Origin of the sequence: Larkinella terrae (assembly GCF_009668025.1) — a bacterium.
Taxonomy (GTDB): Bacteria; Bacteroidota; Bacteroidia; order Cytophagales; family Spirosomataceae; genus Larkinella; species Larkinella terrae.
The window spans coordinates 1163676-1180042 of sequence record NZ_WJXZ01000014.1; the positions used below are offsets into that span (position 1 = coordinate 1163676).

10 protein-coding genes are annotated in these 16367 nt (G+C 52.1%); 6 read left to right on the top strand and 4 right to left on the bottom strand.

Annotated features, from left to right (window positions below; genetic code table 11):
- Nucleotides 1-42: 42 nt before the first annotated feature.
- Nucleotides 43-1518, bottom strand: coding sequence for a RagB/SusD family nutrient uptake outer membrane protein (locus GJJ30_RS26465; RefSeq protein WP_154178172.1), 1476 nt, complete (start codon nucleotides 1516-1518; stop codon nucleotides 43-45).
- 83 nt (nucleotides 1519-1601) lie between these two features.
- On the bottom strand, nucleotides 1602-4661 hold the full coding sequence (locus GJJ30_RS26470; protein ID WP_154178173.1) for a SusC/RagA family TonB-linked outer membrane protein: 3060 nt from the start codon (nucleotides 4659-4661) through the stop codon (nucleotides 1602-1604).
- Nucleotides 4662-4986: 325 nt separating this feature from the next.
- Here GJJ30_RS26470 and GJJ30_RS26475 point away from each other — a divergent pair, with 325 nt between their 5' ends.
- The 4 genes from GJJ30_RS26475 (at nucleotide 4987) to GJJ30_RS26490 (ending at nucleotide 12062) form a co-directional block, all read left to right on the top strand.
- Complete coding sequence (locus GJJ30_RS26475; RefSeq protein ID WP_154178174.1) at nucleotides 4987-6042, top strand: LacI family DNA-binding transcriptional regulator; 1056 nt, start codon at nucleotides 4987-4989, stop codon at nucleotides 6040-6042.
- Between the two features lie 532 nt (nucleotides 6043-6574).
- On the top strand, nucleotides 6575-9832 hold the full coding sequence (locus GJJ30_RS26480) for a SusC/RagA family TonB-linked outer membrane protein (protein ID WP_229313430.1): 3258 nt from the start codon (nucleotides 6575-6577) through the stop codon (nucleotides 9830-9832).
- A gap of 93 nt (nucleotides 9833-9925) precedes the next feature.
- Nucleotides 9926-11407, top strand: coding sequence for a SusD/RagB family nutrient-binding outer membrane lipoprotein (locus tag GJJ30_RS26485; RefSeq protein ID WP_154178176.1), 1482 nt, complete (start codon nucleotides 9926-9928; stop codon nucleotides 11405-11407).
- A gap of 88 nt (nucleotides 11408-11495) precedes the next feature.
- Nucleotides 11496-12062 (top strand): phosphonate degradation HD-domain oxygenase, encoded by a 567-nt coding sequence (locus tag GJJ30_RS26490; protein WP_154178177.1) that lies wholly within the window; start codon nucleotides 11496-11498, stop codon nucleotides 12060-12062.
- Nucleotides 12063-12167: 105 nt separating this feature from the next.
- On the opposite strand, the gene GJJ30_RS26495 is transcribed toward GJJ30_RS26490, so the two are convergent.
- Nucleotides 12168-13220, bottom strand: a complete 1053-nt coding sequence (locus GJJ30_RS26495; protein ID WP_229313432.1) for a hypothetical protein — start codon at nucleotides 13218-13220, stop codon at nucleotides 12168-12170.
- A gap of 311 nt (nucleotides 13221-13531) precedes the next feature.
- On the opposite strand from GJJ30_RS26495, the gene GJJ30_RS26500 reads away from it, so the two are divergent.
- Nucleotides 13532-13921, top strand: a complete 390-nt coding sequence (locus GJJ30_RS26500) for a BlaI/MecI/CopY family transcriptional regulator (protein ID WP_154178178.1) — start codon at nucleotides 13532-13534, stop codon at nucleotides 13919-13921.
- The gene (locus tag GJJ30_RS26505) at nucleotides 13911-15344 is read left to right on the top strand and encodes a M56 family metallopeptidase (protein WP_154178179.1); all 1434 of its coding nucleotides are present in this window, start codon (nucleotides 13911-13913) and stop codon (nucleotides 15342-15344) included. Before GJJ30_RS26500 ends, GJJ30_RS26505 begins: the two co-directional genes overlap by 11 nt.
- Nucleotides 15345-15488: 144 nt before the next feature.
- Here the strand turns inward: GJJ30_RS26505 and GJJ30_RS26510 are convergent, their stop codons facing one another.
- Complete coding sequence (locus GJJ30_RS26510) at nucleotides 15489-16358, bottom strand: DMT family transporter (RefSeq protein WP_154178180.1); 870 nt, start codon at nucleotides 16356-16358, stop codon at nucleotides 15489-15491.
- Between the last annotated feature and the right edge of the window lie 9 nt (nucleotides 16359-16367).

A 16367-nucleotide genomic window follows, 5' to 3' on the forward strand; every position in this document is an offset into this window, starting at 1 on the left:
CTTAATTTTATGCGTCAGCCACCGAATACCGTAAACCGTTACCTATTTCCAATCCGGATTCTGCTCCAGTTTCGGATTGGCGTTCAGTTCGTCCTGCGGAATCGGAAAATACCGGTTTTTCGCGGTGACGTTCCGAACGGGATAAACCGCATTGACCGCTTTGGGGATGACCGTCAGGAACTTGCCCGTGCGGGTCAGGTCATACCAGCGGTCGCCTTCGGCAAAAAACTCCCAGGCGCGCTCCTGCAAAACCGCTTCGATGAACGCATCTTTCGACAGCCCCGTTGCCAGATCGGGCAGTCCGGCCCGTTTCCGAATGGTGTTGATGTAACCGTAGGCGGTAGCCGTCGGTCCGTTCAGACGCGCTTCGGCTTCGACCGCAATCAGGTACATATCGGCCAGTCGTAAGATCGGAATATTCGGGATCAATCCCTGCGTCGAAACCGGGTCCTGGTATTTTTTGATCAGCACGCCGTCGGTGGTGATGGGCGTTACGCTTCGTTGCGGTACGGTTTTGCCATTTTTGTCCACGTACGTTGTATCCAGCAACAACCGGCGTTTGTCCTGCGGATTGAATGAATTGTAGAACGACTGGTAGGCAAACATCGACCCAAAGGTGGTTTTGCCGTATTCCGGTCCACCGCTGGCGGCTGGTCCGCACAAACCGGTCAACTGGTGCGAGCGGCCCGGGGAGATCGGGTCCACTTCGTAGGCCCACATGTTTTCGATGCGCGCGGCATCTTCCTTGTCGTATTTATAAACATCCCGCACATCCGGCATCAGGGAATATTTTCCCGACGTAATAACCGACTGCGCTTTTTCGAGGGCTTTCTGCCATTCTTCGTTATACAAAGCCGCTTTGGCGTACAGGGCGTTCGCTACTTCCTTCGCCGGGCGACCTTTGTCAACCGCCGGATAGGAGGGCAAACCGGCCGCCAGGGCCTGCTCCAGATCCGCATAAATCTGTTTGAAAACCTCGGCTTTCGGGCTTTTTCCCACAATCGCATCCGCTTCCGAATAGCTCGGTGTGTTCTTGATGGGCACATCGCCGAAGTTTTTGACCAGCATCCAGTAGTAGAACGCCCGCAGGAAATAAGCTTCCCCAATGATCTGCTTTTTGCGGGTTTCGTCCATCACCGCAGCCGGAACCTTGGCGATTACCCAGTTGGCTTTCTCAATGCCGTCGTAGCCCGACGACCAGATTTGCTGAGGGGCTTCGTTAAGCCGCGAATTACTTTTCTGGGTCGTGTAATTGACGTCGTAGGTGAAGAGCGTCAGCGTGTTGCGACCTACCACACCCCGCGGGTAGGTCTGGTCGTCGCTAAAGTCCGGCACCATCGTTCCGGCCGGACCGCTGTACATATCCGCAAACGGATCGTAGGCAGCCACAAGCCCTTTCTCCGCATCGGCAGCAGTTTTGTAAAACGCTTCGGTGTAAATAGACGAATAAATCGTTTCGTCCAGTTCGCAGGAAGTCAGACAGACCGCTGCAAGTATCGGGATGAATATTTTCTTCATTTTCAATTGAGTGATTGTGTGGTTGAGTGATTGAGTGAATGGATAGGGAAAACCGCTAACTCACTCAATCACTCATTCACTAATTAGAACGTGACCTGCAAACCGCCCAGGAATGATTTGGCTTGTGGATACACCAGGTTGTCGATACCGATGGCGGTGTTGGAGCCGGCGTAGGTATTCACTTCCGGATCAAAACCGCTGTATTTCGTGATCGTGAACAGGTTGTTGGTGCTGACGTACACCCGGACTAGCTGAAGTCCTTTGATGCGCGGCAGCGTGTAACCCAGCGTCAGGTTCTTGCAACGCAGGTACGAACCATCTTCCACCACCTGGCTGGTGACGGGCAGACGACCAGCCTGAAAACCGCTCACGTACTCGTTGCTCGGGTTGGTAGCCGACCAGCGGTTGGCGAGTCCAGCAAACTGGTTGCGCTGACCCAGCGGCATTTCGAACGACAGACGGGCCGCGTTGTAAATATCGTTCCCCTGCGAACCCGACAGGAACATGTTCAGGTCAAAACCTTTGTACGACAGATTCGTCGAAAAACCGTAGATGAAATTGGGGTTCGGATTCCCGCTGATCACCTGATCGGCCGCCGAGATGGCGCCGTCACCGTTGACATCTTTCACTTTTAACCCACCCAGACGACCGTCGTAACCCGGCAGAATCGTTTCGCCGGTCTGGTTGATTCCGTCATACACGTAGGTTTTGAAAACGCCCAGCGGCTGACCAACTTTCAGCACTGAGTAAGCAGTGATAAACCGCTCCTGGGTCGTTCCACCGTCCAGATCCAATACTTTATTACGGTTCATGGTCAGGTTACCGTTTACGCTCCACTTCAACGCCCCATCCAGAATCCGGGCGTTCACGGCGAATTCCAGGCCTTTGTTTTGCAGCGACGCGAAGTTGCCGGTAATGGTGCTGTAACCCGAGCTCAACGGAAGACCTTTTACGTACAGCAAATCCTTCGTAGTTTTCTGGTACGCATCAACAATGAAGCTAATCCGGTTGTTCAAAATACCGATGTCCAAACCGATGTCGGACTGGGCCGAACGCTCCCAGCGCAGGTCGGGGTTGGCAATCCCCGACGGGTTGATACCAATCTGGTATGTGTGATTAATGTTGTAGTCGCTGCCTGGATTTGGAGCCGAAACCGTTGCCAGCGACTGGTAAGGGTTGAGGCCACCCGCATTCCCGGTAATCCCGTAACTTCCTCGAAGTTTCAGGTCCGAAAGCCAGGAAACATTTTTGGCAAACGGCTCCTCAATGATCCGCCAGGCAGCCGAAACCGCTGGGAATAAACCGTACTTGTGATTCGCTCCAAATTTGCTCGACCCATCGACCCGGGCAGTCAGGTCCAGGAAGTATTTGTCTTTGTACCCATAGTTAACGCGTGCCAGGTACGAATCCAGCCGTTGGCGGCTCCGGCTGCTGGTTACCGTGCGGTTCAGCGCCAGTTGGAGGGCGTCGTTCTGCGTCGCATCGTTCGGAAAACCGTTGGCGTTGATCTGGTTCGAGTTGCTTTGCTCCGATTGCGAGGCAACCACTGCAGTGGCTTTGAACGAGTGAATCTCGGAGAACGTCGTGCTGTACGTCAGGATGCTTTCGTGCAGCAGGGCCAGGTTGTTGCCGTTAACCTTGAAACCGGAACCCGAGTTGTCGTTCAGATCCGATTTGTTGACGATGGAACGGGGCGAATAACCGTCGCGCAAATTGCTCTGCAAGTCGGCGTTGAACGAAGCGCGGTAGGTCAGTCCTTTGATAATATTGAAATCCGCGTAAAAATTGGCGAGCGTCCGCCGGATGGCATTGCGGTTCAAAACACTGCCGAAGTTGAGTGGGTTGGTTACTTCTCGGTATTGACCGCCAGCCTGCTCACCAAACGGAAAGAGCGTGCCGTCGGTCCGGTAAGGCACCAGGGTTGGCGGTGCGCCGATGGCCGCGCCGAGGATCGAAGCCGTGACAACACCCGCATCACCGATGGTTTCCGAACCGGTCGTGATGCCCGAGTTGATGGCGTAACTGCCTAAAATACTGGTTCCTACCTTCACGCGATCGCTGATTTTATGGTCCACGTTCAGGCGGTACGAGTAGCGTTTGAACGCCGAATTGATGATGATCCCGCTCTGATCGAAGTAGTTGGCTGAAAGTGCCACCTGCGTTTTTTCGGTTCCGCCGTTGATCGACAACTGGTGGTTCTGAATGGGTGCCTGACGGAAAATCAGATCCTGCCAGTTCGTTCCTTCTCCCAGCGATGACGGGTTTGGGTAGAAGTTGTTCTTGAAAACTTCGTTCTCCAACTGGGCAAATTGGGCCGCATTCAAAACCGGTAAGGTTTTGTTGACTTTCTGAACGCCATAATAGCTGTCGAACGTAACGCGGGTGGCGCCGGTTTTACCGCGCTTGGTCGTGATCAGAACGACGCCATTGGCCGCCCGCGAGCCGTAAATGGCTGAAGCTGAAGCATCTTTCAGGATTTCGACCGACTCGATGTCGTTCGGGTTGATGGTCGAGAGCGGGCTGACGTCGGTGATACCGCCACTGTTCGAAATCTGAATTCCGTCGACCACGTACAGCGGTTCGGAGCTACCGTTGATCGAGTTGGTTCCCCGAATCCGTACGCTGATGTTACCACCCGGCGCGCCTGTATTCTGATTGACCTGCACCCCGGCCACCCGCGATTGCAGACCCTGGGCGACGTTGGCCACCGGCGTCTGGACCAGATCAGCGGCTTTTACCGAGGCAATAGCCCCGGTGGTTTCGACCTTCCGCTGGGTTCCGTACCCGACCACGACGACTTCATTCAGCGACCGGTCGTCCGACACCAGCGAAACATCGATGGAGGTGCGACTGCCGACGCTGATTTCCTGCGAAACGTACCCGATATACGAGAACGTGAGAACCGCCGATCCGGCGCTGGCGTCCGGGATAGAAAGGGTATACTGACCGTTGGCATCGGTTGTGGTGCCTTGCGTCGTACCTTTCAAAATGACGTTCACTCCGGGCAGCGGCTCGTTGCCGGAAGTGACCCGGCCGCGGATCCCTGCGCTGCGGCCAGACTGGGCGAATGATGAGAAAGAGAGGGCTAGCCAAAGGAGACAGAGAAGTCCGCTCGCCAACCGGTTTGGTTTAGGAAGCTGCATACGTAGATCTGGACATTGTCCTTACAGTTAAAGGTTGGTATTGAAAATTTACTATTTCAAGGAAAAGCGTAGTTCTTTGAAATTGGGTAGGCGGATTTCCCATTGAATAAGTCTTTAACTGGGTTAAAACCTACTAAATCCGTTTTTTTTACTTTTCCTGATTGATATTACGACGGAATGGTAATTTTGAAAAGAAAAAATTGAATTATATTTTTGGGAACATTCCCAATTTTTTGGGAATGTTCCCAAAAAAGAAGTCATTCAGTGGGAAATAAGGATGTAATTCGTTGCTGAAAAACTTGAAAAATTAGAATAGTACTATTTGATGAAGAATCACCAGGCCACCATTGTCGATATTGCCAAAACCCTGAACCTTTCCAAGTCGACCGTTTCGCGGGCATTGACGGGGCACCCGAACGTAAAAGCCAAAACCCGTGAACGCGTGCTCGAACTGGCTGCGCAGCTCGATTACCAGCGCAATCAGCTGGCGATTTCGTTGCTGACCAACCGGACGCAAACCATCGGCATTATGGTGCCGGAGTTCCTGAGTCCGTTTTTTCCGAAAGTGATCATTGGTGCGCAGGATGTGCTGGCGAAAGCGGGCTACAACATTGTCATTTGTCACTCGAATGAGTCGTACGAGACGGAGATTGTCAATACGAAGTTGCTGTTAGCCAGCCGGGTGGATGGTATTCTGGTGTCCCACACGAAGGAAACCCGGAATTTCGAACACTTCAAGATCTTTGATCGGAAGGGAATTCCGGTGGTTTTTTTCAACCGGGTTGTCGACGAAATGAGCGTTTCGAAAGTAGCCGTTGACGATTATGAGGGGGCCTATCAGGCGGTCGAGCACCTGATCAAAACCGGTAAACGCCGGATTGCCCATCTTTCGGGACCGGATTCGTTGCAAAACAGCCGTTCGCGCCTGAATGGCTACCGGGATGCGTTGACAGATTACCGGATTCCGATTGATCCGTCGCTGATTATTTCCTACGACCTGACGCTCGACAAGGCGAATATTTACGTCAATCACCTGCTGAATCTGCCCCAACCACCCGACGCGTTGTTCGCTATCAACGACCCCACGGCGATTGAAGCCCTGAAAGTAATCAAAAGCCGGGGCCTGCGGGTGCCGGAAGATATTGCGATTGTGGGTTTTAGCGACGATCCGATTTCGGCCCTGATCGAACCCGGTTTGACAACGGTTTCCCAGCCGGTCGATGAAATTGGTCGGCAAGCTGCACAACTGTTGCTCAATCAGTTAGGGGCTGAAGAGGAACGCCCGGAACCCGAACTGGTGGTCCTACCCACGAAACTGATTGTGCGGGGCTCAACGGTTTCGGGAGAGAATCCGACCGGTTTTTTCGATCAAATGAATTGAGCTGCTTTCTAAATCCCGGTTTTGACAAGAGTCTTCCCAAAGAGAATTGCCGGATTTGCTAGCTGGCTGATGTATTTTATAGTCTCCATTGACACTTCCAGAGCCTCACAAGTATCCTGCGCGACCTAACCTGCCCGAGCGCCCGGATAGAGCTTTTTATTACCAGTCAACCATTCCTCAACCGGCTGCTGTTCGTTCTGGGGATGGTTAAAACTATTTGGTAAGTATTGAAAAAAATCAGTATATTATTTGTATTTATTAAATAATGCAGGCTTATTTATGTTGATTGGTTAATGAATTGTAAAATTTTGTACTATAATAAATTTCTATAGTATAAAGTTCATAATTCCTTAATAATCACACAATACGTACCGGGTACTTTTGCGGCTTTCTAAAAAGCAATTCCACTTTTTCTTATCCAGCATCCATTGTTCAACTTTCCGCCCGTCGGAACTTCGCTAACTGTACTATGAAAAAAAAATTACCTTCTGACAGCAGGGGTAGGGTCAGGTATCATCGGGTCTTCCTGACCTTGATTATCGCTTTGATGGGTTTGCCGTTGCTGGCGCAAACGATCACCGGGAAAGTGGTTTCTTCCGAAGCCGGGCAGGCCTTGCCGGGTGTTTCCATTGTCGTGAAAGGAACCACTACCGGCACGACAACCCGCAACGATGGGACTTATTCGCTGAGCGTACCGAATTCATCGGCGGTTTTGATCTATTCGTTTATCGGTTTTGAAGCGCAGGAAATTACGGTCGGCGCAAAAACCACGATTGACGTGACCCTCGCGGCTTCGACTCAGGCCCTGAACGAAGTTGTCGTGACGGCACTGGGGATTTCCAAGCAACAGCGCAACCTGGGGTATGTCACTCAGAAAATCGACAATTCGGCTCTTTCGCAGGCGCGGGAAACCAACCTGGTGAGCCAACTGGCGGGAAAAATCGCGGGCGTAACCGTTGTCAATAGTCCGTCGGGAATCGGCGGCTCGTCGCGGATTACCATTCGGGGCGAAAAGTCGCTGAATATCAACGGAAACCAGCCGCTGTTTGTGATCGACGGTTTACCAATCAACAACAACTTTGTCGGCTCCTCGGGCCGTAACAACCAAGACGCTGATTACGGAAATGGCGCCGGTTTTATCAACCCGGACGATGTCGAAACGATGACGGTTTTGAAGGGCGCCAGCGCCACGGCTTTATATGGCTCGCGGGCAGCCAACGGCGTGGTGGTCATCACGACCAAGACCGGTAAAGCCACGAAAGGAATCGGCGTAAGTATCAACTCAAACCTGACGTTCGAATCCGTGCTGCGACTGCCTGATTACCAGAATGTTTACGGTCAGGGATTGAACGGTGAATTTACGTTTAAAGACGGTTCCGGGGGCGGTTTGCGCGACGGTGTGGATGAAAGCTGGGGGCCGAAAATGGACGGCCGTCTGCTTGTTCAGCACGATTCCCCGACGGATAAAGGCTACCGCGCGGGTGATACGAAAGTGCCCGGTGGCCCCGGTGTAGCAACCCCAACGCCCTATATTGCTCATCCCAACAGCGTCCGCGATTTCTTTGAAACCGGTCGGATTCTAACCAATAACGTCGCCGTAACGGGAAGCAACGACAAAGGCGATTTCCGGCTGTCGTACACCAATCTGGAGCAGAAAGGCTACGTTCCGAATACGGATTTAACCAGGAATACCTTCAATGTAAATGCCGGTTACAAACTGACCGACCGGTTTACGGCGCGGACGAACGTGAGTTACATCCGAAACCACAGCGACAACCGCCCGAACCTGAGCTACGGTACGGAAAATATCATGTACCTGCTCAACTGCTGGTGGGGCCGTCAGATCGACATGGCGTCGATGAAAAACTACTGGCAGCCGGGTCTGGAAGGCATTCAGCAATTCAATTTTAACTACAACTACCACGACAATCCGTACTTCAACCTGTACGAAAACACGAATGGTCAGGACATCAACCGGGTCATCGGGAACGTCACGCTGTCGTACCAGCTGACGGACTGGCTGTCGGTGCAGGGCCGGACGCAGGTCGATTACCAGGATGAACTGCGGGTGCGCCAGCGGGCGTTCAGCACGCAGCGGTATCCGTATGGTTCCTACCGCCGGGAAGCCGTGAAAACCCTGGAACGCAACACGGATTTGCTGTTTCTGGTCGATAAACGGCTGAACGAAGATTTCGCCCTCAGCGGGACCCTGGGCGGAAACCAGCGGTTGAACAAATACGATTACATCGACAATTTTGCTCCTCAATTGACGGTTCCGGGCGTTTACAGCCTGAACAACAGCCGGGTGCCGTTGGAATATTCGCAGAACATTTCCGACCGCCGGATCAACAGCGCGTTTGCGTCGGGTCAATTGACGTACCGAGACAAACTGACGCTGGAACTGACCGGCCGGAACGACTGGTCGAGTACGCTGACCTTGCCGCAGGGTGTGGTCGGGTCGGCGGATAATTCGTATTTTTACTGGTCGGGCACGCTCAGTGCGGTGGTCAGTGACTGGGTGAAGTTGCCGGAATGGGTTTCGTTTGCCAAACTCCGCGCGGGTTATGCCCAGGTTGGAAATGACACCGAACCGTACCAGTTTTCGCAGCCGTACAATCCGGGAACGCCCTGGGGAACCACGCCTACGTTCAGCGAATCGACCCGGATTCCGAACCTGGCGCTGAAACCGGAAATCAGCAGTTCACAGGAATACGGTTTTGATCTGCGTTTCCTGAAAAACCGCGTCGGTCTGGATGTTACTTATTACAACACGGTCAGTAGAAATCAGATCATCTTTTTGCCCTTGTCGGGAACAACAGGTTACAGCCAGATTGTGCAGAACGCCGGACGGATTCAGAACAGCGGTATCGAGGTGATGCTGAACCTGACGCCGATTCGCTGGGACAACACCGGTTTTCGCTGGGATATGAACATCAACTTCTCGCGCAACCGCAGCAAGGTGCTGGAACTGGCCAACGGCGTTTCGACCTACGAACTGGCCAACCGGTATTTCTCGGTTCAGGCGCGGGTCAACGAGCGCATGGGCGACATGTACGGTTATGCGTACGAACGGGTGAGCAACGATCCGAAAAGTGCCTACTACGACCCAACGGGTCAGAATGTGGGTAAGCTCGTGATCACAACGGACGGTCGGCCGGTGTCGACCAATGACCTGAAGAAACTCGGAAATTACAATCCCGACTGGCTGGCGGGCATCAATAACTCCTTCAAATACAAAGGCTTCAACCTGAGTTTCCTGTTCGACATTCGGAAAGGCGGAGAAGTTTATTCGCATACCTACGTCGTAGGGCGTGAAGGTGGTCAGTTGGTCGAAACCTTGCAGGGGCGCGAAAATGGCTACTACGATAATTCGGTTGATAAGGAGTTCAAAAATGCGCCGACCGGAACGTATTACGTGGTGCCGGGTGTGGTAAAAACCGGTGAAGGTCAGTTTACGGAAAACACGCGCCGGATTTCGGCCCGCGAGTGGCATACGGCTTTTACGCTCGGTCGCCGGGTGCTGGAAGACGCTATTTTCGACGCGTCATTCACCAAACTGCGGGAAGTGAAGTTTGGGTATTCACTGCCCAATTCGGTGCTGGGTAAGAAGCTGCCGTTCCGTAACGTAACGGTTTCGCTGGTGGGCCGCAACCTGTTTTTGTGGACCAAAGTGCCGCACATCGATCCCGAAACCTCCTCGGTTTCAGGCGGGACCGTAATCCCGGGCGCGGAATCAGTTGCCATCCCATCGGCGCGTAACTACGGTGTTAACCTGTCGTTTAATCTTTAAAGGGTTGAATGGTTAGAAATGGTTGAAAGGCCTGACACTTCGGTAATCATTTAACCATTTTTAACCATCCGACCATCAAAACATAGCATTCTTATGAAAAAAACATACATCCAACTCATCGCTTGTCTGGCGCTTCTGATCGCTGTCGGTACGTCCTGCGACAATAATTTTGAGGAAGTCAACACCAACCCGAACGTCCCGAATACCGTGACGCCGGATTTATTGCTGCCGAACATCATCCGGTCGACGGTGAACGAAAACATGGGAACGGCCTGGGGTATCGGCAACATTGTCATGCAGTATACGGCTAAGATTCAGTTCGTTAACGAAGACCGGTATTTGTGGGGAGAACAAAACGGGATCTGGAATACCACGTACTCGACGCTCCGCGAAGTGCAGAATATGTACAACATTGCATCGGCGACCACCCCGGTTCAGAAAAATTATCAGGGTATTGCGCTGGTCATGAAGTCGTGGATGATGTCGCTGGTGACGGATGCCTACGGTGACGCGCCGTACTCGGAAGCGACCAAAGGAAAAGACAAAGCATTTTTTCCAAAATACGATACGCAGGAAGCCATTTACAACGGCATTCTGAAGGATCTGACGGATGCGAACGCGCTGCTGGCACCCGAAAATGGCGCGGTCAACGGGGATATTCTGTTTGGGGGAGATGTGTCGAAATGGAAGAAAATGGCCAATTCGCTCCGGCTGCGGTATCTGATGCGGATTTCGAACCGGCGCGATGTCAAGGCAGATCTGCAGGCTATTCTCAGCAACCCAACGGCGACACCGGTTTTCACCGCGAACGCCGATAATGCGGCTCTGCGCTACCTGCCGACGGTGCCGAACCAGTTTCCGCTGTATACCTCGCGGGTGGGTTCGTTCGACGAGTTCCGGTTGGGTAAAACCCTGGGCGACAAACTGGCCCAACTGAATGACCCGCGTCTGATGATTTTCGCCCGCCCGACGGTTGCTTCGGTGGCGGCCGGAAAACCGGCGTACGTGGGTGTTCCGAATGGTCTGGACGACGTAACCGCCCTAACTTATAACGGGGGGGCGCAGAACGTTTCCCGCGTGGGAGCAACGTATTACATCGACGGTTTTGGTACGCCCACCGACGCGAATCTGAACATTGCCCGGGGAATCATCATGACCTATGCCGAGTTGCAATTTATCCTGGCCGAAGCCGCTCAGAAAAAGCTGATTACGGGCGATGCCAAGAGCTATTACGAAAAAGGCATTACGGCATCGTTTGGCTTTTACAGCCTGGACGTTCCGGCGGGTTACCTGGCGCAGCCGGATGTTGCGTTTACCGAAGCAAAAGCGCTGGAGTTGATTGGAACTCAGAAATGGATTTCGTTATTTTACAGCGGCCTGGAAGGGTGGTTCGACTGGCGCCGGACGGGCTTTCCCGCCCTCAAACCGGGCGTTTCGAACCTGAACCAAAACCGCATCCCGGTGCGGTTTCAGTACCCGAGTTCAGAACTCAGCCTGAACAAAGCCGCCACCGAAGAAGCCATCACCCGCCAGGGCGCCAACGATATCAACACCCTGGTGTGGTGGGACAAATAATTCATTTAGTGATTGTGTGAATGAGTGATTGAGTGAATACTTATGCTTTATTCACTCAATCACTCAATAGCTAAACCACTCAATGCCAATGACTACCGAGCAAACGATTTCTGAAATAACCGGGCTGTTTGAGCAGCATGGTTCCGATGATTATTACGGCGAACCCGTTTCGCAGCTGGAACACATGCTGCAGTCGGCAATGCTGGCCGAGCGCGCCGGAGCCGATGATGAAACGATCATTGCGGCTTTTCTGCACGACATTGGTCATTTGCTGCCGTCGGATCTGGCGGAAGATCACATGGACGATTACGGGCGCGTCGATCACGAAAAGCTGGGGGCCGACTGGCTGCGCGAACGCGGTTTTTCGGAGAAAGTGGCTCAACTCATTGAACATCACGTGAATGCCAAGCGGTATCTGACGTTCAAGCATCCGGCGTATTTCAACAAGCTCTCGGAAGCCAGCCTGAAAACGCTGGAGTTTCAGGGCGGACCGATGTCGGCCACCGAAGCGCAGGAATTTGAAACGAACCCATATTTCCGGGGAATATTACAGGTGCGTGGCTGGGATGAGCTGGCCAAGGAAACCAATCTGGAAATGCCGCCGGTCGGGAAGTATCTCGAACTTACCCGGAAGTATCTGGAAGATAGCAAATAAGAAAAGCTCCGGTATTGGACCGGAGCTTTTCATTTATGAAAAAGAAATAGCGAATACGGAATTTTGAAATCGGACTCCTTTGCTATTCAATATTCGATATTTACATTACGCAGCAATCCGCAGCTCCGGCTGTTCAGGAAGCAGCATCGGCTCGATGACACTGGTCAGTCGCTCGCGGAGGAAACCTTTCTGCAAATAGGAGGGGAGCTTGGCAATCAACTGTTTATAGCCCTGAATCCCCAGTGCTTTGGCAATATAAGCTTCGTGTACGGCATTGATGTGCGACACGATATTGACCAGACTTTCGTGGAACTGCCGAACGTCGATCTCCGACTCTACAAACCGCTCGATCTCGCGGTTGGTCGACGAAATCCGCAGGCGGCTCAGGGCGTCGAAATAAGTCGTATAACCAATCTGTTTGCCCAGTTGCTTGTATTGATCTAGGCCGAACTTCTGCAAAATCTTACCGGTTTTTTCACTCCGTAACGCCGTTTTCGGGTTGTTCTGAATTGCCTGCCGCAAGGCTTTGATGCGCCGGTCGCGGGAGGTTTTCAGAAACTGGGCAATCTCAATCTGCGCGGCCGATTCCCGCGAAGGCAGGTTCAGGTCCGGTTTCGCAATATCGAATTTTGCCAGCGGGAGCCGCATCGTGCGGTATCCGTTCAAGGGACCCGAAGCGTAAAAACCGATCGAAGCCGGGTAATAGCCGCGTACGACCATGTTTCCGATTCGCCGACGAATGATCTCTTCGTTGCTGATCGGTTCACCCATCGTATGCAGAAAAGCCCGTACGCTGAACAAGACGCTGTAATATGCCTGCGGGAACGTCCAGTGCAACGAACTTTGCAAATACTGATTGTCGTTGACCACCGGCGTAATCCGAAGTGCGTATTCGGCACTCCAGCTATTCAGCAACAACTTTTCCAGCGCCTTGCGTTGCTCGTCGGAAACGGCGGGCGCAAAATCCTGAAACAACGGAAAACGGCGCAGATCGAACAGGTCGTCCTGCCGCTGAATGTGAAAATCAATCGCGAAGAAGTGGTTCAGAAACACCTGCGCCGGAATGGATTTTCGCCATGTTTCGTCCACGGGTTGAGCCGGTGAAAACGGTACCAGTTTACCCTCTTGAGTTGTCGACTTTTCTGTGTTCTCGTTCATATAATTAGAACGAAAAAAACGTCCGCTTTGTTCAAAGGTGCAGAATTATTTTACGAATGTAATGTATTGATAATCAATATATTAAAATCTATTTTTTGAGGTCGGATCAGCTTTTGAAAATGATGCCTGAAAAGTCGCTTTTTATTCGGTAAAAACTGCTTTTGCCGGTGCGGTTTTCAGCCCGGCCCGGCCCGGTTTTGATCCTTCATTTTTACCCCGCATTTACTAGATTTGTATCTTTTAACGTATTTTAACGTTATATAACTGATTAATACGTTGTATAACTGAAAAATGCGTTATAGCTTTGGTTCATGGAACAGCTGACCAAAACGGAAGAGAAAGTGATGCAAATTCTTTGGACCATCAAAAAAGGATTTGTCAAGGACGTTATCGATGGCATGCCCGACCCGAAACCGCCGTACAACACGATTTCGTCGCTCATTCGGATTCTGGAGAAAAAGGGATTTGTGGGGCATAAGGCTTACGGCAAAACTCACGAATATTTTCCGACGGTTTCGAAGCTGGGGTACCGAAGGTTTACATTCACTCATTTTCTGACGAACTACTTTGAAGGGTCGCCGGAAAAGGTCGTTTCATTTATGGTGAACGAAGAAAAACTGAGCTCTTCGGACATTCAGCGAATCGTGGAAATGCTGGATAAGGAAGAAACCGATCCGACCCAAACCGGCCATGCTGACTGATCTGTTCATTTATCTGGCCCAGGGAACGGTTGCGCTGACGGTTTTTGCCCTGCCTTACCGGTTTTTCTTCAGCCGCCTGACGTACTTTCAGTGGAATCGCTTCTATTTGCTCGGTAGCGCACTGCTGAGCCTGCTCATTCCCTTCGGACCAATGCCAGACCTGTTGAGCCCCGGCGAAGCCACAGAAGCGGTTTTTGGGCTAAATCGGGTGGAATCCAGCCAATCGGCCGGGGAGTTATTGCTGACGGAAACCACCACGCCGACGGGATTTTCCGCGATTGACCTGGGCGCAGTTCTGCTAATTTTATACGGACTTGGCTGTCTGTATAAAACCGCCCGTTTCTTTCGAAATCTGAGCGCGATTTTCAACGTCATTCGAACCAGCCGGAAAATAGAATCGGGAAGTTATTCCTCCATTTATGGCCAGTCGCGGTTGCCGACTTTCTCATTTCTGAACGGCATTTTTCTCAACTTCGATGATCATTCTTTGACTGAAGAAGATCGGGTGCAGGTTCTGCAACACGAGCGGCTTCATGTCAGGCATCGACACACGCTGGATTTGCTTTTGGTTGAAATCCTCGGCATCGTCTTCTGGTTCAATCCGGTTGTGCCGTATTTCAGTCGGTCGATTCGGCTGGTGCACGAATATTTCGTCGATTCAAGGATGGCCCGCAGCGGAAAAAATGTCCGGACATACGGCTATTTGCTCCTGAAGTTAACCCTGCAACAATCTCCGAATTCGCTGGTACATTCTTTCTCGACGAAGCCCATTTTTCTGCGTATTCAAATGCTTACTCAAACTCCTTCCAAACCCATGCAAAAGCTGACTTTTCTGCTCATTTTGCCCGTTCTGGTACTCACAACGGCGTTATGCTCCTTTTTCCAACCCGCCGAATCCCGCCCGGGGGTTTTACCTCCCACCGGAAAACCGGTACATGGGACGCCCATCGGACGGATTACCTGGAAAGGAAATACGGTTTATCCAACGGCGGAATTGAATAAAACACTGGGCGTAAAACCGGGCGATCGCTACGATAAAAAGGATTTTAACGACCATCTTTTTAACCGTCTCGGGACGGATGTTGCATCCCTGTACATGGACAAAGGCTATTTGTATTTCAACATCGACGTGAAAGAAAACCGGGTGGGTGCGCGGGTTAATCTGGAGCTGACGGTTTTTGAAGGGCATCCCGCTACCATCGGAAAAGTGGTCGTGAAAGGCAATAAAAAAGTGGCTACCAATAGCATTCTCGCAGCCATTCCCGTCCAGCCGGGCGATTTATTTAACCGTTCCAAATTGATTAAATCCCAGCAGATTCTCGCCGAAATGGGGCCATTTAATCCGACAAAAATTGGCATTAATCCGATTCCGAACCAACAGACAAAAACCGTTGATCTGGAATATGTGCTGGTGGAAAACTAAGCCTTGATTTGGTTGCTGAATTTTTAGCCCCGGCCCTGACAGCGGTCGCAGACCCTGTCAGCGGCAGCTATTGCCGGGGTTTCCAGCCGTTGCCGGGATTTTCAGCCGCTGACAGGGTCTGCGACCGCTGTCAGGGCCGGGACATCAGGGCTTGCGTTTGAATTTATCGCGTTGACCTAAGTATAATCCGACCAGCACCAGCGCCGTGCCGAGGAAGGTGTAAACCGAGAGCGGTTCGTCCAGCAGAATGGAGGAGTAGGTGAAGCCAAAAATCGGGCAAAGGAATAGCCAGAGCGACGCCTTGACCGCGTCCTGCCGGACGAGGTAAAACCAGATTTGCAGCGAGATGACGGAAACGGGAATAATGAGCCAGAATACCGACCCCCAGAACCTGGTGTCAAAATGACTCTGTTCAAAGTTGCCGAAGAGGAACGTAAAGGGTAGTAACAGAAAACCGCCGATCAGCACCTGCCAGCCGTTGATGACCAGATTGGGCAGTTTCCACCGAAACCGGGTGTAATAAACCGTTGCGAGCGAGACGGAAATCATGCCGCCCAGCAGAATCAGTAAACCGGGAACGGTGGCAAAACTGTTTTGCAACAGCGGATACGTCGCCACCAGAACGCCCAGCATCCCAATGAAGATTCCGGCGAATTCGTACCAGCGGACGGGGCGCTTGAGCCAAATAGCGGATAGTAAAGTGATAAACAGCGGGCTGGTGGCCGTTGAAAGACTACCGATTCCGGCGGATACCTGCCGGATGGCCAGGACGAAAGCACCGAGGTAAATGGTCGTATTGAGCAGGGCGAAAAGGGTCAGGCGTTTGAATTCGGTGCGGTTGGGCAACGGCCCGCGCTGAATTCCGTGGGCGACGGCCAGCATCAGCGGTCCCGCAATCAAAAACCGGGTATTGGCCAGCACGAGCGGATCAGCCGATAGAACACCGAATTTGGTAGCAGCAGAAGCTGAAGCCCACAAGGCGGCAAAAAGCAGGCCGGGGAGGAGGGATTTCATGCCGCAAAG

Coding starts and splice junctions, on each gene's coding strand:
- GJJ30_RS26485 (WP_154178176.1), top strand. CDS start 9,926: ATGAAAAAAACATACATCCAACTCATCGCTTGTCTGGCGCTTCTGATC.
- GJJ30_RS26490 (WP_154178177.1), top strand. CDS start 11,496: ATGACTACCGAGCAAACGATTTCTGAAATAACCGGGCTGTTTGAGCAG.
- GJJ30_RS26465 (WP_154178172.1), bottom strand. CDS start 1,518: ATGAAGAAAATATTCATCCCGATACTTGCAGCGGTCTGTCTGACTTCC.
- GJJ30_RS26505 (WP_154178179.1), top strand. CDS start 13,911: ATGCTGACTGATCTGTTCATTTATCTGGCCCAGGGAACGGTTGCGCTG.
- GJJ30_RS26470 (WP_154178173.1), bottom strand. CDS start 4,661: ATGCAGCTTCCTAAACCAAACCGGTTGGCGAGCGGACTTCTCTGTCTC.
- GJJ30_RS26500 (WP_154178178.1), top strand. CDS start 13,532: ATGGAACAGCTGACCAAAACGGAAGAGAAAGTGATGCAAATTCTTTGG.
- GJJ30_RS26475 (WP_154178174.1), top strand. CDS start 4,987: ATGAAGAATCACCAGGCCACCATTGTCGATATTGCCAAAACCCTGAAC.
- GJJ30_RS26495 (WP_229313432.1), bottom strand. CDS start 13,220: ATGAACGAGAACACAGAAAAGTCGACAACTCAAGAGGGTAAACTGGTA.
- GJJ30_RS26510 (WP_154178180.1), bottom strand. CDS start 16,358: ATGAAATCCCTCCTCCCCGGCCTGCTTTTTGCCGCCTTGTGGGCTTCA.